Below are 18329 nucleotides of genomic sequence, written 5' to 3'. Positions count from 1 at the left end.
CTCGGGGTGACAAGGAATAACCGCTGCGCTTTGGGACACGCTTTGCTTCAGACCGCTGGCTTTAGGATAAAAGCGATGGTTGTCGATTACACGATTCAAAAACTTCAAAATTCGTTAATCGTTAATCTTCAATCGTTAATCCTTCAGCACAGCACCTCAGATACTCAGTTGCTCCTGCAACCTCTTAATCTCATCGCGCAATTGAGCGGCTTGCATAAAGTCGAGGTCTTTGGCGGCTTTTTCCATGGCTTTGCGCTTTTCGCGGATGCGTTTCTCGATTTCAGCTTTTGATAAGTACTCTTGTGCCGGTTCATCTGCTTTGGTGGCTTCTAGTGCCAACTCTGCTTCAATGAGCGGCATTTTGCTGAATACCGTTCCGATTTTTTTGTTGAGCGCTTGCGGAACCAAGTTGTTGGCTTGGTTGAAGTTCATTTGCTTGGTTCTGCGGTACTGGGTTTCGTCGATGGTCTTTTGCATGCTGTCGGTGATTTTATCGGCATACATGATGGCTTTTCCGTTTAGGTTACGCGCGGCACGACCAATGGTTTGCGTGAGCGAGCGATGGCTTCTCAGAAAACCTTCTTTATCGGCATCAAGGATAGCCACGAGCGATACTTCGGGCAAGTCTAATCCTTCACGCAAAAGGTTAACGCCTATGAGTACATCAAACAGGCCTTTGCGCAAGTCTTGCATAATTTCAATGCGTTCGAGCGTATCTACCTCAGAATGCACATAGCGGCAGCGAATACCCACTTTGGCGAGGTATTTGGCGAGTTCTTCGGCCATGCGTTTGGTGAGTGTGGTGACCAGTACACGTTCGTCTATTTCGGCACGTTCTTGAATTTCGTCAATGAGGTCATCGATTTGGTTCAAGCTCGGGCGAATTTCAATGATCGGGTCGAGTAGGCCGGTGGGGCGAATGACTTGCTCTACATAGACTCCGTCAGATTTTTGCAGTTCATAATCAGCAGGGGTAGCCGATACGTAAATCACTTGGTTTTGCATGGCTTCAAATTCTTCAAACTTGAGCGGACGGTTGTCCATAGCGGCGGGTAGGCGGAATCCGTATTCTACGAGATTTTCTTTGCGGCTTCGGTCGCCTCCGTACATGGCATGTACTTGGGAGATGGTTACGTGGCTTTCATCAACCACCATCAAATAATCTTTCGGAAAATAGTCGAGCAAACAGAACGGTCTGGTGCCCGGGTCGCGTCCGTCGAGGTAACGAGAATAGTTCTCAATACCCGAACAATAGCCTAATTCTCGAATCATTTCCAGGTCAAAGTTGGTTCTCTCTTCCAGTCGTTTAGCCTCTAAGTGCTTACCTATTGATTTAAAGTAATCTACTTGCTTGACCAAGTCTTGTTGTATTTGCCAAATGGCCGCTTGTAATACATCAGGCGAGGTCACAAACATATTGGCCGGATAGATGTTGAGTTGGTTGTAGCGCTCAATAACCTGCGCAGTTTTGAGGTCAAAACTTTCAATCGTTTCTATTTCGTCGCCAAAAAAGTGAACTCTGAATCCGTCGTCTGCATAGCTGGGGTAAATTTCTACTATATCGCCTTTGATCCTGAAATTACCGGGGTTGAAGTCGGCTTCAGTGCGTGAATACAAGCTTTGTACAAGCATGTGGAGCAACTTGGTTCTGGAAAGCGTTTGGTCTTTTTCTAAAGAGATGACGTTTTTCTGAAATTCTGTCGGGTTTCCGATACCGTACAAACACGATACTGAAGCCACCACGAGTACATCACGACGACCTGAAAGCAAGGCTGAGGTAGCACTGAGGCGCATCTTTTCAAGCTCATCGTTGATGGATAAATCTTTTTCAATGAATACTCCCGTTACGGGCATGTAAGCCTCTGGTTGATAGTAGTCATAGTACGAAACAAAATACTCTACTGCGTTGTTCGGAAAGAACTGTTTGAACTCGGCATACAACTGTGCGGCGAGGGTTTTGTTGTGCGCCAAAACCAAAGTGGGACGTTGTACTTTTTCAATCACATTGGCCACGGTAAACGTCTTACCCGAACCGGTTACCCCGAGTAAGGTTTGGTATTTTTCACCCTCTAAAATACCGTTGGCGAGTTTGCCTATCGCTTCAGGTTGGTCTCCTTTGGGTTGGTAGTCAGATATTACTTGAAATGGCATAAGTTGGTAGCGGGTTGTTGATGTTGCAAATTTAAAGAATTAAAGTTCGTGGTTTAAAAGTTGTAAAAAGTTGAAAAGGTTTAAAAAGTTTAAGAAGTTTAAGAAGTTTAAGAAGTTTAAGAAGTTTAGTTTGAAGCATCATTCGTAATTCTTAATTCCTAATTCGTAATTCTAACAGCGCAGCGTGTCTAAAGGCTTTTGCCGTGTCCAACAGCGCAGCGGTCTGTTTAAAAGGTTTAAGAAGTTTAGTTTGAAGCATCATTCGTAATTCTTAATTCCTAATTCTAACAGCGCAGCGTGTCTAAAGGCGTTAGTCGTGTCCAACAGCGCAGCGGTCTTTTTTTAATCAACAATCAACTGATGAATTTTAGCATATTGCAACAGCATAATGGTTTTGGCATCTTTGATTTCGCCACTGGCGATGAGGTTATAGGCGGTGTTAAAATCATATTCGAGCACTTCAATGTTTTCTTGTTCTGAGGCTACTCCGCCGCCATCGTTGATTTTCATGTCTGAGGCATATTCGCCGATAAAAAAAGTAACGGTTTCAGTTACCGAGCCCGGTGACATATACACCTCAAATAACTTTCGAACCTCGCGCACCAAATAACCGGTTTCTTCTTCGGTTTCGCGTTTGATGCAATCTTCGGCATTGTCGCGATCGAGTAGGCCGGCACAGGCTTCAATCATCATTCCGGTGGTGTTTCCGTTTACATAAGTCGGAAGCCTAAACTGTCGGGTTAGGATGACGGTCTTCTGTGTTGGATTGTACAGTAAAATGCAAGCACCGTTTCCGCGGTCATAAGCTTCGCGTTGTTGCGTTTGCCAAGTACCGTCTTTTTTGCGGTATTCAAAGGTGTATTTGTGCAGTTTGTACCAATTGTCAGACAATAGTTTTGCTTCAGAGATTTTAATTTCGGGCACGTACATAACAAAGATTTAAAAGTGATGCTAAAGTACAGATTCACGGGCTGTTTTAGGGCCTTGAAATGATAAAAATATGATAAAAAGCTTCAGGCTCTGACCAAAAAACGTAATTTTAGACCGCTTTTTTAAGGCTTTATTGATGAAACAGATACACAAGCTTTTGATGGTTTTTGGATGTTTGCTGGGTGCGACTGCACTTCAGGCGCAATCTGAATTTTCAAGTATGGGCAGTACGTTACCGCCGTCGGGCAGCGGACTGAGTACTCCTAAGATCATCAAGCCGACGATGTTTCCGCCTAAAACAACTACGCCAAGTAATTCCGGTTCGATTCTTGAAAATCAGAAAATTGAATTTACTAAGAATAATCAATTTCAAAATCCGGGTGACCCTATTAAAGATAAATTAAACCAAAGCAAAGAGCTGTTTAATTCTGAGTATAAAAACAAGAACATGGATTTTGGATTAATTCATACAAAATCAGATGAAATCAAACTGTGTTACCGAGATTTTAGTGAGATTGATGGAGATATGGTGAGCATATATACTTATGATATGATGATTGCTCCCAAGGTGGTTCTTGCCGATGATTGTGTATACAAAACGTTAGGATTGGTCAAAGGGAACAATATCATTTATTTTGAAGCGCTCAACGAAGGTTTTGGGTCTCCCAACACAGGAGAACTTCAGATCATTGATAAAGATGGTCAAGTGCTATCTTCAAACCGATGGGGCTTAGAAAGAGGTTTTAAGGCGAGTATTAATATTATTCGAGATTAATCCACACACTCCATGAGCAGCAAATCTCCGCTATGATGCTCAATACAAACCAAGCCGTCTTGTACTACTAAATTGCTGTTGCCGTGGCGATAACCCATGTGTAATGATTCATTGTTGAGCGGATACTCAAGGTTTTGTGTGGTGATGCCTTCAGCCAAACCCAGCGGAACCAGTGATAATTTTGTTTTGGCTGGATACCATTTCTTGAAGCTGCGCGGCAATAAATACACTTTTGAATGATCATCGTGGATGACTATTTTGAGTTTTTCGCGATATGCGGCAATGGTCGTTAAATTTGTGATGGTGTGATCAGCGCGCTTGCCGGTAGCCCATACGACATTGGCGGCCGGAAATCCTTTTTCAATTAAGTAATCAAAGGCCTTTTCAAGGTCGGTTTTGTTTTGATCAGGCGTGTGGATGATTTCAAGCGGGAATTGCTTTTCTAAGTATTTATTCGGATCAAAGTCGCGGTCAAAATCACCCAACAAAACATCTACTTTGATGTTGTAGTCCAACACACGTTCAATAGCCGAATCTAAGACTACTACCCACGGAGACCATTCGAGCAATTGACCGAGCAGTTCCGGATGACATTCAGCGCCATTGGCAATGATGAGTGCGGGTTCTTGGTCGTCGCGGACAATGTGGTGTGAGGACATGATTGTTAAAAGTATAAAAAGTTTAGGAAGTTTAGTTGCTGGCGACCGTAAATATAGCGATATTGGTGAATTCAATTATTTTGACGGAGCAATTTAATGGGCAAACAATGAAATTCAATTCAGGGCGTTAAGGTTTAAAAGCAAACAAATATGAAAAACAGTTCTTTAAAAGTCATGTTCATCATGGCTACAGTTATTTTGCTGATTCCGGCCATAGCTATGTTGTTGACAGCCGAGGTTCGGTGGAGTTTGGGTGATTTTTTGGCAGCAGCGATTTTGTTGTACGCAAACGCCTTTTTAGCGCATTGGATGTTGGGTAAAATAACTTCGACGCGCGGACGATTGATGGCCGTTGGCTTGTTGTTGGCCGTTTTGATTTTGATTTGGATGGAATTGGCTGTGGGTGTTTTTGGTTCGCCGTTTGCAGGAAGTTAGCTAGTTCGCTGTTGATGGTGAAGAGAACTAAAATCTTTAAAGATTTTTTGTGAACCTGAGCTGCTGAGCTGCTGAGTACCTGAGAAGCGGCGCATAATAAATGCGGCGTTTATCATTGTTGCTTGTGTTTTGCTGAATGATTTTTTGAAACACTAGGTTGTCTTTATTTCTTCTTTAATCTTTTTTGTCTTAAAGCGCAGCGTGTCTGTAGGCTTAGCCATGTCTAACAGCGCAGCGGTCACTTCGCAGCCCCGATGGAAACAAAAAGCCCCGCCCTGCGAACGATGTACGGTTGTGGTTTTGAGGTGGCGACCGGCGGAAGCCGACTCAAAGCCTACAAAAGTATCGAGCGCACGGCGGGCTTGAAGTGCACAGCGGGTAAAGCTGCCCTAACTTTATTGAATGGTATAACTCAAGCGGTCGGTTTCAGAAAGTGAGAAATAACCCAAGGCAAAATTGTTGGTGTTGGTTTGATTTACGATGTTTCCGCGCACGGTGGCCGGTGGTGTCGAGAACGGTCCGTCACTGCCTTGTGCAATCAAAATGATCTTGCTCATGTATTCAAAATAGCGTTTTGAAATTCCGTACAAGGTAATGTCAAGAACATCGCCGGTTTTGATTTTGTCGTTGGTGTAGTACCCAAAAAACTCGTTGCCTTGTACAAATTCGTCGTTGTCAACGTTATAGGTTGGTACAGCGTTGATATTGGCTTTGTATCGAAACATGTAGTAGTTGTCTACACCGTCCGGGTCATTTAAAAATGTTTTGATCTCAATTTCGTCGCTGCCCAATCCGCCTTCGTTGTTTTGCTCTATTGAGGTAATCGGATTCACTTCTAAGAGTGTTTCGGTTGCCGTATAGGTTTGGCCATTGAGCACAACCATTAGTTGGTAATTTTGGTTGATTTCAGGTATAAAATCATGACACAAGTACAGGCCTGAGCCCGCTTGTTCTTCAATAAATGAAAAAGTTTGATTGTTGGCGTTGGTCACGCTTACCACAGCGCCTGAAACGGTAGGGATGGTGCTGTTGTAAAAACCGGTTGTTGTACTGAGTTTGATGCTTTGTTCGCGTCCGTCGGTGCTTTTTTGCCAGCGGATTGAGGCATCAATAACCAATCTCGGTTTTGCGGTTTCTAGGTCTACATCAACAACTTCTTCGCAAGAACTCAACATCAGGAGGTTTAATAAAATGATCGGAAGGATATATATCTTTTTCATAATAGCTTAGAATTTAAAATTATAACTCACACCCGGTACCATTCCGAATATAGACAAGCGAACGGCTTCATTGGCGCCGGTGGTTTGGTTTTGTCTGAACGAAATGGAGGCGGCATTTTTGCGGTTGTATACATTGTATAAACTAAAAACCCATTCGCTTTGCCAGCGTCTTTTTTTATCGGGTTTCGGTACATAAGTAGCCGATAAATCTAAGTGGTGATAGGCCGGAAGACGATTGGCATTGCGGGCTCCGTAGGTAGGAATGGTAATGCCGGGGTCTTGGTTTTGGGCTAAATATTCATATTGACCGTTTGGAAAAGTAACCGGTTGTCCGGTTTGAAAAACAAAGTTTGCTCCGAAACTCCATTTCTTGTTTAAAGCGTAATTTGAAGTAATTGATACATTGTGTGTTTTGTCATAGCCGTTGCTGTACCATTGGCCATTGTTGATTCCGGTTTCAGAGGCGTTTCGGCCCGGGGTGCGTTGCTCAGATTTTGACAACGTATAGGCGAGCCAACCAGTGAGTTTTCCGGTGTTTTTTCGGAAGAGCAATTCTAGGCCATATGAACGCATTTCGCCGTTCAGAACTACTTGTTCAATGGCTTCATTGGCAATCAAATCAGCTCCGTCAATATAATCCATACGGTTTTTTACTTTGCGGTAAAAGGTTTCTATTTCAACAGAATAGGCGTCATCTTTTAAATTCTGAAAATAACCAACAGCCCACTGGTCGAGGATTTGGGGTTTTAGATAACGATCACTCGGTGTCCAGACATCAAGCGGGGTTGGTGAGGCCGTATTGGATACCAATTGCAAGTACTGAACCATGCGGTTGTAGCTGGCTTTTACCGATTGGTCGTCGGTAAGCTGATACGCAACGGCCAAACGCGGTTCAAAGTTGTCGTAACTTTTCATGACTTTGTTTTGGCTGTAGTATTTTGTTCCGATGGGTTGGGCCTTTTCGTAAATCTGAAGTTCTGGGTTAAATACAACCGGTTGGTCTTGAGCATAAAGATTTAGTGTTGAGCCCCCTAGTCTGTAAAACATACTGTAGCGCAAGCCGTAGGCAACGGTTATTTTTTTGGAAACCGTTTGTTCGGCATCGAGGTAAATGGCCGGTTCAAAAGCGTATTTCTTTTCGAGTTGTTTGTAGTTAATGCCTGAAGTGCTTCCGGAGGGTTTGATTTCGCCAGGATTAAAATCATAATAAATACCGTTGATGCCGTAATTGAGTTTGATTTTATCGGTTAAGTAATGCTTGAAATCATATTTGAGGTTGTAGTTTTTGATGCCTGAGTTCCACAAAAAACCAAACAAATTCAAATCAAGTCCGTAGTAATAATCGCTGTAAATAGCAGATAAGTTTGAGAATAGTTTGTCGTTGAACAAATGGTTCCAACGCACATTGAGTGTTGCGTTTCCGTAGGTATTGACAAATTTACCGTTGAGGTCAAATACATCTCTTCCGAAATATCCCGACAAGTACATGTTGTTGTTCTCGTTGATTTTGTAGTTGAGTTTGGTGTTTAAATCATAAAAATAAGCTGAGTTTTTGTTGTTGGCTGCTTTTAAGAATAAATGGGCATATGATCCGCGACCGGCAATTAAGAATGAGCCTTTGTCTTTTACGATTGGCCCTTCAGCCAAAAGGCGGCTGGTAATAAGACCGATGCCTCCGCTCATGGAAAATTTATTGCTGTTTCCGTCTTTTTGATACATGTCTAGCACCGACGACACACGTCCGCCAAAGCGCGCCGGTATACCGCCTTTGTACAGTTTTAAATCTTTGATGGCATCGGGGTTAAATACTGAGAAAAAGCCAAATACGTGTGATGAGTTGTAAATCGTGGCTTCATCTAATAAAATTAAGTTTTGGTCAGCACCACCGCCGCGGACGTTAAAACCTGATTGTCCTTCGCCTGCATTGGTCACTCCAGGCAAGGTAAGCAGCGCTCTGAGTACATCAACTTCGCCCATAACCACGGGTATTTTTTTGATGGTTGCGGTTGAGAGTTTACTCACGCTCATTTCGGCCTTGCGGATGTTGGTTTTTTGGCGTTGATCAGTTATGACTACTTCATCTAATTGTTGTTCTTGGCCGTTGAGCTTGAAGTTCTTTTTGAGGTTTTGGTCTAATGATATGCTTTCGGTTATGGTTTGGTAACCCAAATAACTGATTTGCAAGGTGTAATTTCCGGACGGAAGCGTAATCGAGTAAAAACCGTAAGCATTGGTGTTGGTTCCGGTTTTGAGCTCGGGAATGTAGATATTGACCCCTATAAGTGTTTCATTGTTTTGAATGTCTGAGATGGTTCCGCTGAGGGTAAATTTTTCTTTTGAGGATGAGTTCTCTATAGAATTTTGGGCAGATAATGAGCCGGTAAACATCAGGATGAAGCCCAGCCAGCTATAAAATTTTGTTGTCATGTACATGATTTGTTTTTTGTTTTGATGAATGCTCTTAGGACTATTCTCACAAGAGATTGTTACAACGGCATAGCTAAATAATTATTATTAAAAGCCCTTTTTAGGTTTTTGTTTTTGCTAAATATGTTGCAAAACACTGTTTTTGATGCTAAAACACATGTAAAATTAGTAAAATCAATAAAAAAGGCAGCTCACTTCAGGCTGCCTTTTTGATATAAATTTAAATCTATGTTATGCTCGTTTTTTCTCTAAGTTGTCTTTGATGGCTTCTAAGAAAGCTTCGGTGGTGAGGTAATCATCAGCCGTTAAGCCTTCGGGTTTGACCAACATGGCTAAATCTTTGGTCATTTTTCCGCTTTCAACCGTATCAATACACACTTGCTCTAAATCATGACAGAAGTCTATGAGTTCTTGATTGTTGTCTAATTTGCCGCGGTGTTCCAAACCTCTGGTCCAGGCAAAAATAGAGGCAATCGGGTTGGTTGAGGTAGCGCGTCCTTTTTGGTGTTCGCGGTAGTGACGCGTTACGGTTCCGTGGGCAGCTTCGGCTTCAACGGTTTTTCCGTCCGGAGTTACCAATACTGATGTCATGAGTCCGAGTGAACCAAAACCTTGTGCTACAGTATCTGATTGTACGTCGCCATCGTAGTTTTTACAAGCCCAAACAAATCCGCCGTTCCATTTCATAGCCGAAGCGACCATGTCGTCAATCAAGCGGTGCTCATACACAATGCCTATGGCTTCAAACTGCGCTTTGTAATGTTGTTGATAGACTTCTTCAAAAATGTCTTTAAAACGCCCGTCGTAGGCTTTAAGGATGGTGTTTTTGGTTGAAAGGTATAACGGCCATTTTTTGGTGAGTGCCATTTGGAATGATGAATGTGCAAATCCGTAGATGCTCTCATCGGTGTTGTACATAGACATCGCTACGCCATCGCCTTTAAAATCATACACTTTCCACTCGGTGGTTTCGCCGGCTTCGTTGGTGAATGACATGGTTAAAGTTCCTTTGCCTTTGATGACTTTATCAGTAGCTTTATACTGATCGCCAAAAGCGTGACGGCCAATCACAATAGGCTGTGTCCAACCTTGTACATAGCGCGGAACATTGCTCATGATGATCGGCTCTCTAAAAACCGTTCCACCTACAATGTTGCGGATGGTTCCGTTGGGTGATTTCCACATTTCAGAAAGGTTGAATTCTTGAACACGGGCTTCATCCGGTGTAATGGTGGCACATTTAATACCTACGTTGTATTTTTTGATAGCTTCGGCTGAATCAATGGTTACTTGATCTTTGGTGGCTTCGCGGTGTTCGATGCCTAAATCGTAGTATTTGATATCTAGGTCTAAATACGGAAGAATGAGTTTTTCTTTGATAAAAGTCCAAATGATTCGGGTCATTTCATCGCCATCCAATTCTACTACCGGATGGGCTACTTTAATTTTTGCCATGCTATGTTATTTTTGTGTTATTATATTTTTTTGCGGTAACAAATATAACAAAATGCATAGCACGATAGCGCGTTATGACTACGAAAACGATTGATTTGCGAATTTGATAATTTGGGTTTTAAAAAATATTAATGACGTAAAATTAGCCGTTGTTTTTTGTCAAAAAAAAAGTCCCGAACATGAGCTCGGGACTTTTTGTGTATGTTTTGCAAATCATTAGATACGTCTGTCTTTAATTTTTGCTTTTTTACCAGTAAGTTCTCTGAAGTAGAAAATACGAGCTCTGCGAACGTGACCTTTCTTGTTGATTTCAATTTTTTGCAATGCTGGCAAGTTTACCGGGAAGATACGCTCTACACCCACAGCACCTGACATTTTACGAATAGTAAAAGTTTCAGTAGCACCTGAACCTCTTCTTTGAATTACTACTCCTTTAAAGAACTGAGTTCTTGTTTTTTCACCCTCTTTAATTTCGTAGTATACAGTGATGGTATCACCAGCTCCGAATTCAGGGAAATCTTTTTTAGCAACTAATTCGTTTTGAACGAATTTCATTAAATCTGCCATGATAATATAAATTAAATATGGTTTAAAATCAGAGCAACGTTCACGGATATCGCCAGAGGTTGGTCTAAGTGGGCGCAAATATAAAAAAGAATTATGAATTACGAATTACGAATTATAAATTTTTCGAATCTTTTTCTGAAGCCTATGCGTTTGTATATCATTAAGTTACAAAAAGCATTCTGTGGGCTTATAATTCCTAATTCGTAATTCGCAATTCGTAATTCGTAATTTTTCACTATTTATCAAGCAAATCCGGCCTTCTGTTCTTGGTGTGCTCATACGCCATGTCTTCACGCCATTGGTCAATTTTGGCAGCATGACCGCTGAGTAAAACCTCCGGAACTTTCCAACCGTTGTAATCAGCCGGACGTGTATAAATAGGAGGTGAGAGCAAATTGTCTTGAAAACTATCGGTCAAGGCCGAAGTCTCATCACTCAAAACCCCGGGAATCAATCTAATAATGGCATCTGACAAAACCAATGCGCCTAATTCACCGCCCGAAAGCACATAATCGCCAATCGAGATTTCTTTGGTAATAAAATGATCGCGTACCCGTTGGTCCACACCTTTATAATGACCGCACAAAATAATTAGATTTTCATACAATGACATTGCATTGGCCATGGGCTGGTTGAGCGTTTCGCCATCGGGCGTCATATAAATAATCTCGTCGTAAGTGCGTTCGCTTTTGAGTTGGGTAATGCATTTGTCAATGGGTTCAATCAGCATCACCATTCCGGCACCGCCACCATACGGATAATCATCCACACTTTTGTATTTGCCAACGGTATAATCGCGCAAGTTGTGAAAATGCACTTCAACCAAACCTTTGTCAATAGCGCGTTTCATGATTGAGCCTTCAAACGGGCTGCGCAGTAATTCGGGTAAAACCGTAATGATGTCAATTCTCATGATGGAATAGCTAAGCTAATGGGCAGCAAAGATAGCAAGTTTTTTAGAAGCCGGGAACCTGCTGTGCGCTACAATCTTTGCTTTTCTAAAGAAAAAAAGCAAAGGATTTTCGCTGCCATCAGGGCTAGGGCATAGGTGCGCTCAGAAAGCCATTGGTTTTACTTAAACCCCAAATTGCTTCAAATGATGGTCCAAGTGTTTCCACATGAGCATATCCCATTCTTCCGTATTGAGTGGCCCCCAAAACGGATGATTCTTGAGTTTAATGCAGCTCGGCCCTTCTTGCGCAAACTTTTGCAAAGCTTCTATGAGTTGTTTTTTGCTTAGTTCAAAATCAGGTTGATCTTTAATGACAAATTCTTTGGCCGTCGGGCTGTTCTTATCAAGCTTTCCGTTGACAATGACTTTGTTTTTGAGCAATCTGCCCAGCAATTTAAAAATTAACATCACTTTTAATTCAACGTGACCAAAGGCAACTTCAATGGCTTTGGTGCAATGTACAAACATTTGATTGACACTCATTCTGCCCCACAAAGCTTGTGATTCTGGCGTGAGTTTTTCAATACGATCAATCATGAATTGGTTGTCGGCCGGGTTGAATACTGATGGCATAAGAAGTTGTTTTAGTGTTTCAAATGTAGCATAATAAAGTTACCTTTGCCGCTCAAATTTTAAAATTCACACAATGGAAAACGGAATATACGCCAAATTCAACACCACCAAAGGTGCTATTTTGGTAAAACTCACCCATGATTTAACACCCGGAACCGTGGGTAATTTTGTGGCTTTGGCCGAAGGGAATCTTGAAAACAACGCTCGTCCGCAAGGCAAACCTTATTACGACGGACTTAAATTTCACCGGGTAATTCCTGATTTTATGATTCAAGGCGGATGTCCGCAAGGCATCGGAACCGGTGGTCCGGGCTACAACTTTGACGATGAGTTTCACCCAGAGTTGCGTCATGATGGGCCAGGTGTTTTGTCTATGGCCAATTCAGGGCCGGGCAGCAATGGTTCGCAGTTTTTCATCACGCATGTATCAACTCCGTGGCTTGATGGCAAACACACCGTTTTTGGAAACGTAGTTGAAGGTCAAGACGTGGTGGATGCTGTGGCGCAAGGCGATGTGATGGACAGCGTTGAAATCATCCGCGTAGGCGATGAAGCTCAAAAATGGAATGCCGTTGAAGCGTTCAGAACTTTTGAAGGTTCTCGTGCCAAACGCGAAGCTGCCGAACGCGAAGCTGCCGAAGCTGCCATGGAAAAACTAGCTGCCGGTTTTGATAAAACCGAGAGCGGATTGCGTTATAAAATGATTCAAAAAGGCAACGGTAAACAAGCTGAGAAAGGCAAAACCGTATCGGTTCATTATTCAGGGTCGCTAGAGAACGGTCGTGTATTTGACTCGTCTTATGCCCGCAAAAAACCGATTGAATTTCCGCTCGGAATGGGCCATGTGATTGAAGGTTGGGACGAAGGTATTGCTTTGTTGCAAGTAGGCGATAAGGCTCGTTTTGTGATTCCGTCGCATTTAGGGTACGGAGCGCGCGGAGCCGGAGGTGTGATTCCACCCAACGCGACTTTGATTTTTGACGTTGAACTCATGGATGTTAAATAACCCATTTTCATGATAAAAAAGTAAAATCCCGATGTATTGTATATCGGGATTTTTTATTTTTACCCAAAACTTTACCATATGAAAAAATATTTTTTTTGCACTTTAGGGCTTTCGTTTTTATTTGCGGCTTGTGCTACAAAAAGCAATGTGTCTTCAGCAAGCAATAATCAAGAATCGCCTTCAAAAGTAGTAGAGGCAGCTCCGATTCAGGCCATGGAATCAATGTCAAGAAAAGAAACTGAAACAGTTTCGGCTAGTAGAATTGAAGAAGGCAGGGCTATGTATGCTAAAAATTGTGCGAGTTGCCATGATTTATTCAAACCGGCAGATTTTACAAAAGAACAGTGGGCGCCCATTTTGGTCAGTATGCAAAAGAAGGCTCGACTTTCAGATGACGATATGACGATGATCAGAAACTATATTCATTCAGAAATAAACTAATAAAAAAGCTGCTTAATCAAGCAGCTTTTTTTATTGAACGGTGAATCCGTCGGGCAGAACTGCGCCTTTTTTGACCACAATGATTCCATCTTTGATGGTATATAAATCTGTGTTGGCATCGGCTAAATGCTTGCCACCGTTAAGCCGAACATCGTTTCCGATGCGACAATTCTTATCTACGATGGTGTTGTGAATAAAGCAACGCTCGCCAATGCCTACATTCATGATATTCTGGGCGTCGTTGGCTCTGATTTCTTCAATATTCTGATAATAATCATTTCCCATCAAATACGAATTGATAATTGTTGAACCATAACCAATTCGGCTTCTGATGCCCACTACTGAATGCTCAACCGTTACTGAATTCATAATGCAACCTTCGGCAATCAGCGAGCGATCAATGGTTGAGGAACCTGTGATTTTTGAGGGCGGCAAAACACGCGCACGGGTGTATACTTTGCTGGCATTGTCAAACAAATTAAACTTCGGAATATCATCGGTTAAACCTAAATTGGCTTCAAAAAATGAATCGATGTTTCCGATGTCAGTCCAATAACCTTCGTATTGATAGCTCAAAACTTTGTGTTTGCCAATCGCTTGCGGAATAATTTCTTTACCAAAATCTTTGGTGTCCGGATTTTTCATCAGCGAAACCAACAAATCGCGATTGAATACATAAATACCCATCGAAGCCAAATAATGTCGGCCTTCGGCTTTCATTTCATCGCTCACTTCTGAAGTCCACTCGGGCAATAAACTTGCGTTGGGTTTTTCAATAAATGAACTGATAAAACTCTGATCGTCGGTTTTTAAAATACCAAACTCCGGTGCTTCTTTGGCACTGACCGGCAAAGTGGCAATTGAGATTTCAGCGCCCGAAGCATGATGCGCTTGGAGCATTTGGTTGAAATCCATTTGATAAAGTTGGTCACCCGATAAAATCAGCGCATACTCAAATTCGTGATTCAAGAAATGCTGCATGCATTGGCGCACGGCATCGGCAGTGCCTTGAAACCAGGTTGGGTTGTCTGGTGTTTGTTCGGCGGCCAAAATATCTACAAAAGCCGAACTAAACGTACTGAAGTGATAGGTGTTTTTGATGTGCTGGTTTAGCGATGCCGAGTTGAACTGCGTCAAAACAAACATGCGTTGAATTTGCGAGTTGATGCAATTAGAGATGGGAATATCAACCAAACGATATTTTCCGGCAATCGGAACGGCCGGTTTTGAACGGCTTTCGGTAAGCGGAGCCAAGCGAGAACCTTGTCCACCGCCCAAGATAATGGCTAAAGTTTTTTTATTCATAGGTGTTGTTTTGAGATCGATTGATAAACAGATATATAAGTCTCAGCGACAGAATTCCACGAATGGTCAATTTGCTGGATTTCTTTTCTGACAGCATCAAATTTTTTGGTGTCTGCAAATAATTGTATGGCTCGACCGATGGAATGAACTACATCAGAAACACTGGTTTGATCATAACACAAACCAAATCCTCCGTCGCCCACATCCATCACCGTATCGCGCAAACCGCCTGTTCTGCGAACCATCGGAATGGTTCCGTAGCGCAAGGCGTACATTTGGTTCAGACCACAAGGTTCAACGCGTGATGGCATGAGTAAAAAGTCGGCGCCGGCATAAATTTTATGCGCTAAGGCTTCGTTGTAACCGATATAGGCACTGTAGTGTCCTGAGTAAAAATGCTGCAATCCAGACAATTGTTGCTCGACTTCAGGGTCGCCTGAACCCAAGATCAGAATATTGATTTGACCGCTGAATTCATGTAAAGCAATGCTCGCCATATGCGGAAATAAATCGGCACCTTTCTCGCCCACGAGCCTTCCGATAAAAGTAAATAAAGGTTTTTCATGATCTAACCTAAATTGTTCACAAAGCCATTTTTTATTGGCTGCTTTTCCTTTTTTAAAATCGCGTAAACCGTAGTGATGTTCGAGCAAAGCATCGGTTTTTGGGTTCCATAATTCGGTGTCAATTCCGTTGAGAATGCCCAGTGATTTGGGTCGTTCCCAACGCAAAAGATTTTCGAGTCCGTTGGCTTTGTTGCTGATTTCATCCAAATAACTCGGCGAAACCGTCGTGACTTTCCAAGCGCATTTAATGCCTGATGCCAGCGGATTGATGGTGCCGTTCCATTCTAGGTAACCGATTTTTGACAAATCAAAAGCGGGTAAATAATGCAATTTATCATAACCAAACCAACCTTGATATTGTCCGTTGTGAATGGTGATTATCGTAGGTGTGAAGCGCAAAGATTCGTAGTTATAGCAATGTTGCACCATAAACGGAATCAGCGCGGTGTGGTGGTCGTGACAATGCAAAACATCCGGTTGCTGATTCGTCTCAACGAGCCAATTTAAAAACGCGATTTGAAAGGCCAAAAAGCGTTCGGTATCGTCTTCATAGGAATACACATTGGGCCGATCAAACAACTCAGGAATCGCAATCTGATACAATTCAAAACCCAATTGATTGGTAGGCTCATACAAAACGCTGTATGAAAACACAAAAGGCCCCAAACGCAATTTTCCTTGGTGAACGGTTTGGTATTCGGTTTTCTGAAAAAATGCATTGTTGTAAGCCGGAACTACCACGCGTGCGGTTTGCTGTGCTTGGTTGAGGTATTTGGGTAAAGCGCCTACCACATCGCCCAAGCCGCCTACTTTGGCCACCGGATAACATTCAGCACTAAGGTGATATATGAGCATCGTATTTTATATTTTCCATTTAATATTACAACCCAAACTCGGTTTTTGCTCGCCGGGTATATGTTGACCCAAAACCAAAGCTTCTAATGCCGCGCGCAAATCTTTTCCGCTCACGGGAATTCCGTTGCTGGGTCGTGAATCGTCCAATTGCCCGCGATATACCAATTGATTCTGCGCATCAAACAAATAAAAATCGGGGGTGCAAGCCGCATCATAAGCATGAGCTGTTTGCTGCGTTTCATCATATAAGTAGGCAAAATTCATTTGGTGTTCGAGCGCAAATGCTTTCATGAGTTCGGGGCTGTCTTGCGGATATTTAGCCACATCATTGCTTGATATGGCGATGGTGTTGATTCCATTGGTTTCGTATTCATGGGCGATGCGCACCACTTCATCCATCACATGAACCACAAAAGGGCAGTGGTTGCACATAAAAATAACCAGCGTGCCTTTTGTGCCTTTGAGCTCAACTAGTGAGCGTATTTGTCCTGAAACCGTATCAGGCAAAACAAACTCTGGAGCTTGCGTGCCCAGCGGTAACATATGGGAAGGAGTTTGCGCCATTGGTGACAAGTAAAGGTTACAGCATCGAAATTTAAACAAAAAATCCGAACTTTGAACGCTCACCAAAACAACAAAATGCAATGAATGATTTGAGCTGGACTGAATTTGAACGCGTTGAAATGAGGGTAGGAACCATTGTTGAAGCTCATGAATTTCCAGAGGCTAAAAAACCGGCTTATCAGCTCACGATTGATTTTGGTGCGGCCTTGGGTCTGAAGAAGACATCGGCACAAATCACCAAACGATATGCACCGGAAACCTTAATGGGTAGACAGGTCGTGGCTGTGGTGAATTTTCCGAAAAAACAAATCGGGCCTTTTATGAGCGAATGTTTGGTGCTCGGTAGCGTAGGCGAGGGCAACGATGTTGTTTTGCTCGCTCCGGATTTTGTGGTTGAAAACGGCCTGCGGATTGGTTAAATCACGTTGACTTCGGCCTCAATGCTGATGCCGAATTTTTCGCGTACGGTGTTTTGAATGTTTTGCGATAAAGCCAGAATTTCGGCTCCCTTGGCGTTTCCGTAGTTGACCAAAACGAGCGCTTGATTTTTGTGAACGCCTGCATCACCCACACGCATTCCTTTAAAACCGGCTTGTTCAATAAGCCAACCTGCCGGAACTTTCACCTGATTTTCTGATACCGGAAAGAATTTTACCTCTGGGAATTTCTGCTGAACTTGTTCAAAATCAGCTTTTGAAATCACCGGATTTTTAAAGAAGCTTCCACTGTTGCCGAGTTCTTTCGGGTCGGGCAATTTGCTCTGACGAATGGCAATTACCGCGCGGCTTACGTCTTGAATCGTCGGCTGTGAAATTTCGTTTTTGGCCAATTCAGCCTGAATATCTCCGTAACCGGTTTTGATGGTATGGTTGCGTTTGGTGAGCTTAAAAGTCACTGAAGTGATGATGTACTGATCTTTGGCTTCTTGTTTAAAAATACTTTCGCGATATCCAAAATGACAATCAGCATTGGTAAAGATGTGCAGAATTCCATCGGCTATTTTCATGGCTTCGCATTGGGTCATGGTATCTTTGATTTCACTGCCATAAGCGCCAATGTTCTGAACTGGCGTGGTGCCCACATTGCCCGGAATGAGTGACATATTCTCAAGCCCTCCGAAGTTTTGCTCGAGTGTCCACAAGACGAATGCATGCCAATTTTCGCCCGCTTGGCATTCAACCCAAACAAAATCATCATCTTCTTGAACAATTCTTTTACCCTTTAGATTTACATGAATTACTAAAGCGTCGATATCTTGCGTGAGCAGCATATTGCTTCCGCCGCCTAGAATGAACTTTTTTTCGTGGTTGTGATCTTGTAAAACTTGACGCAATTCATCGACTGAGTTTACGGCAATGAATGCGCGCGCTTTGGCGTCGATTCCGAAAGTGTTGTAGCGCTTTAATGAAAACTGACTTTGAATTTGCATAAAGTTTTTTTCAAAGATA

Annotated in this window: 18 protein-coding genes; 5 read left to right on the top strand and 13 right to left on the bottom strand. The window is 42.6% G+C overall.

Features of this window, described 5'->3' with window-relative positions:
- Positions 1-156: 156 nt before the first annotated feature.
- Both uvrB and nudK read right to left on the bottom strand, forming a co-directional pair.
- Positions 157-2151, bottom strand: a complete 1995-nt coding sequence (gene uvrB, locus KIH23_RS13180; RefSeq protein ID WP_213213971.1) for an excinuclease ABC subunit UvrB — start codon at positions 2149-2151, stop codon at positions 157-159.
- A 342-nt stretch (positions 2152-2493) separates the two neighbouring features.
- Entirely contained in the window at positions 2494-3081 is a 588-nt protein-coding gene (nudK, locus tag KIH23_RS13175; RefSeq protein WP_213213970.1) for a GDP-mannose pyrophosphatase NudK, read from the bottom strand.
- Between the two features lie 136 nt (positions 3082-3217).
- Between nudK and KIH23_RS13170 the strand changes: the two genes are divergently transcribed.
- The gene (locus KIH23_RS13170) at positions 3218-3856 is read left to right on the top strand and encodes a hypothetical protein (protein ID WP_213213969.1); all 639 of its coding nucleotides are present in this window, start codon (positions 3218-3220) and stop codon (positions 3854-3856) included.
- Here the strand turns inward: KIH23_RS13170 and KIH23_RS13165 are convergent.
- Entirely contained in the window at positions 3853-4515 is a 663-nt protein-coding gene (locus KIH23_RS13165; protein WP_213213968.1) for a thiamine diphosphokinase, read from the bottom strand. The genes KIH23_RS13170 and KIH23_RS13165 overlap by 4 nt on opposite strands.
- A 150-nt stretch (positions 4516-4665) precedes the next feature.
- Here KIH23_RS13165 and KIH23_RS13160 point away from each other — a divergent pair, with 150 nt between their 5' ends.
- Complete coding sequence (locus KIH23_RS13160; RefSeq protein WP_213213967.1) at positions 4666-4950, top strand: hypothetical protein; 285 nt, start codon at positions 4666-4668, stop codon at positions 4948-4950.
- Between the two features lie 395 nt (positions 4951-5345).
- Here KIH23_RS13160 and KIH23_RS13155 read toward each other — a convergent pair whose 3' ends face one another.
- From KIH23_RS13155 to KIH23_RS13130, 6 genes are all read right to left on the bottom strand, one after another.
- Positions 5346-6170 carry a DUF4249 domain-containing protein gene (locus tag KIH23_RS13155; RefSeq protein WP_213213966.1) on the bottom strand — a complete coding sequence of 275 codons (825 nt, stop codon included), beginning with the start codon at positions 6168-6170 and terminating at the stop codon, positions 5346-5348.
- Positions 6171-6176: 6 nt separating this feature from the next.
- A complete protein-coding gene (locus KIH23_RS13150) occupies positions 6177-8558 on the bottom strand; it encodes a TonB-dependent receptor (protein WP_249684934.1) in 2382 nt (793 codons plus the stop codon).
- A gap of 270 nt (positions 8559-8828) precedes the next feature.
- Positions 8829-10052 carry an NADP-dependent isocitrate dehydrogenase gene (locus KIH23_RS13145; protein WP_213213964.1) on the bottom strand — a complete coding sequence of 408 codons (1224 nt, stop codon included), beginning with the start codon at positions 10050-10052 and terminating at the stop codon, positions 8829-8831.
- A 216-nt stretch (positions 10053-10268) separates the two neighbouring features.
- Positions 10269-10619, bottom strand: a complete 351-nt coding sequence (gene rplS, locus KIH23_RS13140; RefSeq protein WP_213213963.1) for a 50S ribosomal protein L19 — start codon at positions 10617-10619, stop codon at positions 10269-10271.
- A gap of 235 nt (positions 10620-10854) precedes the next feature.
- Positions 10855-11532, bottom strand: a complete 678-nt coding sequence (trmD, locus tag KIH23_RS13135; RefSeq protein ID WP_213213962.1) for a tRNA (guanosine(37)-N1)-methyltransferase TrmD — start codon at positions 11530-11532, stop codon at positions 10855-10857.
- 162 nt (positions 11533-11694) lie between these two features.
- The gene (locus tag KIH23_RS13130; protein ID WP_213213961.1) at positions 11695-12144 is read right to left on the bottom strand and encodes a DUF1569 domain-containing protein; all 450 of its coding nucleotides are present in this window, start codon (positions 12142-12144) and stop codon (positions 11695-11697) included.
- A 73-nt stretch (positions 12145-12217) separates the two neighbouring features.
- Here KIH23_RS13130 and KIH23_RS13125 point away from each other — a divergent pair, with 73 nt between their 5' ends.
- Both KIH23_RS13125 and KIH23_RS13120 read left to right on the top strand, forming a co-directional pair.
- Positions 12218-13150, top strand: coding sequence for a peptidylprolyl isomerase (locus KIH23_RS13125; protein ID WP_213213960.1), 933 nt, complete (start codon positions 12218-12220; stop codon positions 13148-13150).
- Positions 13151-13228: 78 nt separating this feature from the next.
- Complete coding sequence (locus KIH23_RS13120; protein WP_213213959.1) at positions 13229-13591, top strand: c-type cytochrome; 363 nt, start codon at positions 13229-13231, stop codon at positions 13589-13591.
- A 30-nt stretch (positions 13592-13621) separates the two neighbouring features.
- Here KIH23_RS13120 and KIH23_RS13115 read toward each other — a convergent pair whose 3' ends face one another.
- The 3 genes from KIH23_RS13115 to KIH23_RS13105 are packed head-to-tail and all read right to left on the bottom strand — an operon-like array spanning position 13622 to position 16881.
- Positions 13622-14896 (bottom strand): glucose-1-phosphate adenylyltransferase, encoded by a 1275-nt coding sequence (locus KIH23_RS13115; protein WP_213213958.1) that lies wholly within the window; start codon positions 14894-14896, stop codon positions 13622-13624.
- The gene (locus tag KIH23_RS13110; RefSeq protein ID WP_213213957.1) at positions 14893-16317 is read right to left on the bottom strand and encodes a glycogen synthase; all 1425 of its coding nucleotides are present in this window, start codon (positions 16315-16317) and stop codon (positions 14893-14895) included. Before KIH23_RS13110 ends, KIH23_RS13115 begins: the two co-directional genes overlap by 4 nt.
- 6 nt (positions 16318-16323) lie before the next feature.
- The gene (locus KIH23_RS13105; RefSeq protein WP_213213956.1) at positions 16324-16881 is read right to left on the bottom strand and encodes a thioredoxin family protein; all 558 of its coding nucleotides are present in this window, start codon (positions 16879-16881) and stop codon (positions 16324-16326) included.
- 80 nt (positions 16882-16961) lie between these two features.
- Here KIH23_RS13105 and KIH23_RS13100 point away from each other — a divergent pair, with 80 nt between their 5' ends.
- Positions 16962-17300, top strand: coding sequence for a tRNA-binding protein (locus KIH23_RS13100; protein WP_213213955.1), 339 nt, complete (start codon positions 16962-16964; stop codon positions 17298-17300).
- Here KIH23_RS13100 and murB read toward each other — a convergent pair.
- A complete protein-coding gene (gene murB, locus KIH23_RS13095; RefSeq protein WP_213213954.1) occupies positions 17297-18310 on the bottom strand; it encodes a UDP-N-acetylmuramate dehydrogenase in 1014 nt (337 codons plus the stop codon). The genes KIH23_RS13100 and murB overlap by 4 nt on opposite strands.
- Positions 18311-18329: the final 19 nt, after the last annotated feature.

The sequence above is a fragment of the Flavobacterium sp. CYK-55 genome (assembly GCF_018413465.1).
Classification (GTDB): Bacteria; Bacteroidota; Bacteroidia; order Flavobacteriales; family Flavobacteriaceae; genus Flavobacterium.
The sequence above is the reverse complement of the archived record's forward strand: the minus strand, read 5'-3'. Positions and strand labels throughout refer to the sequence as shown.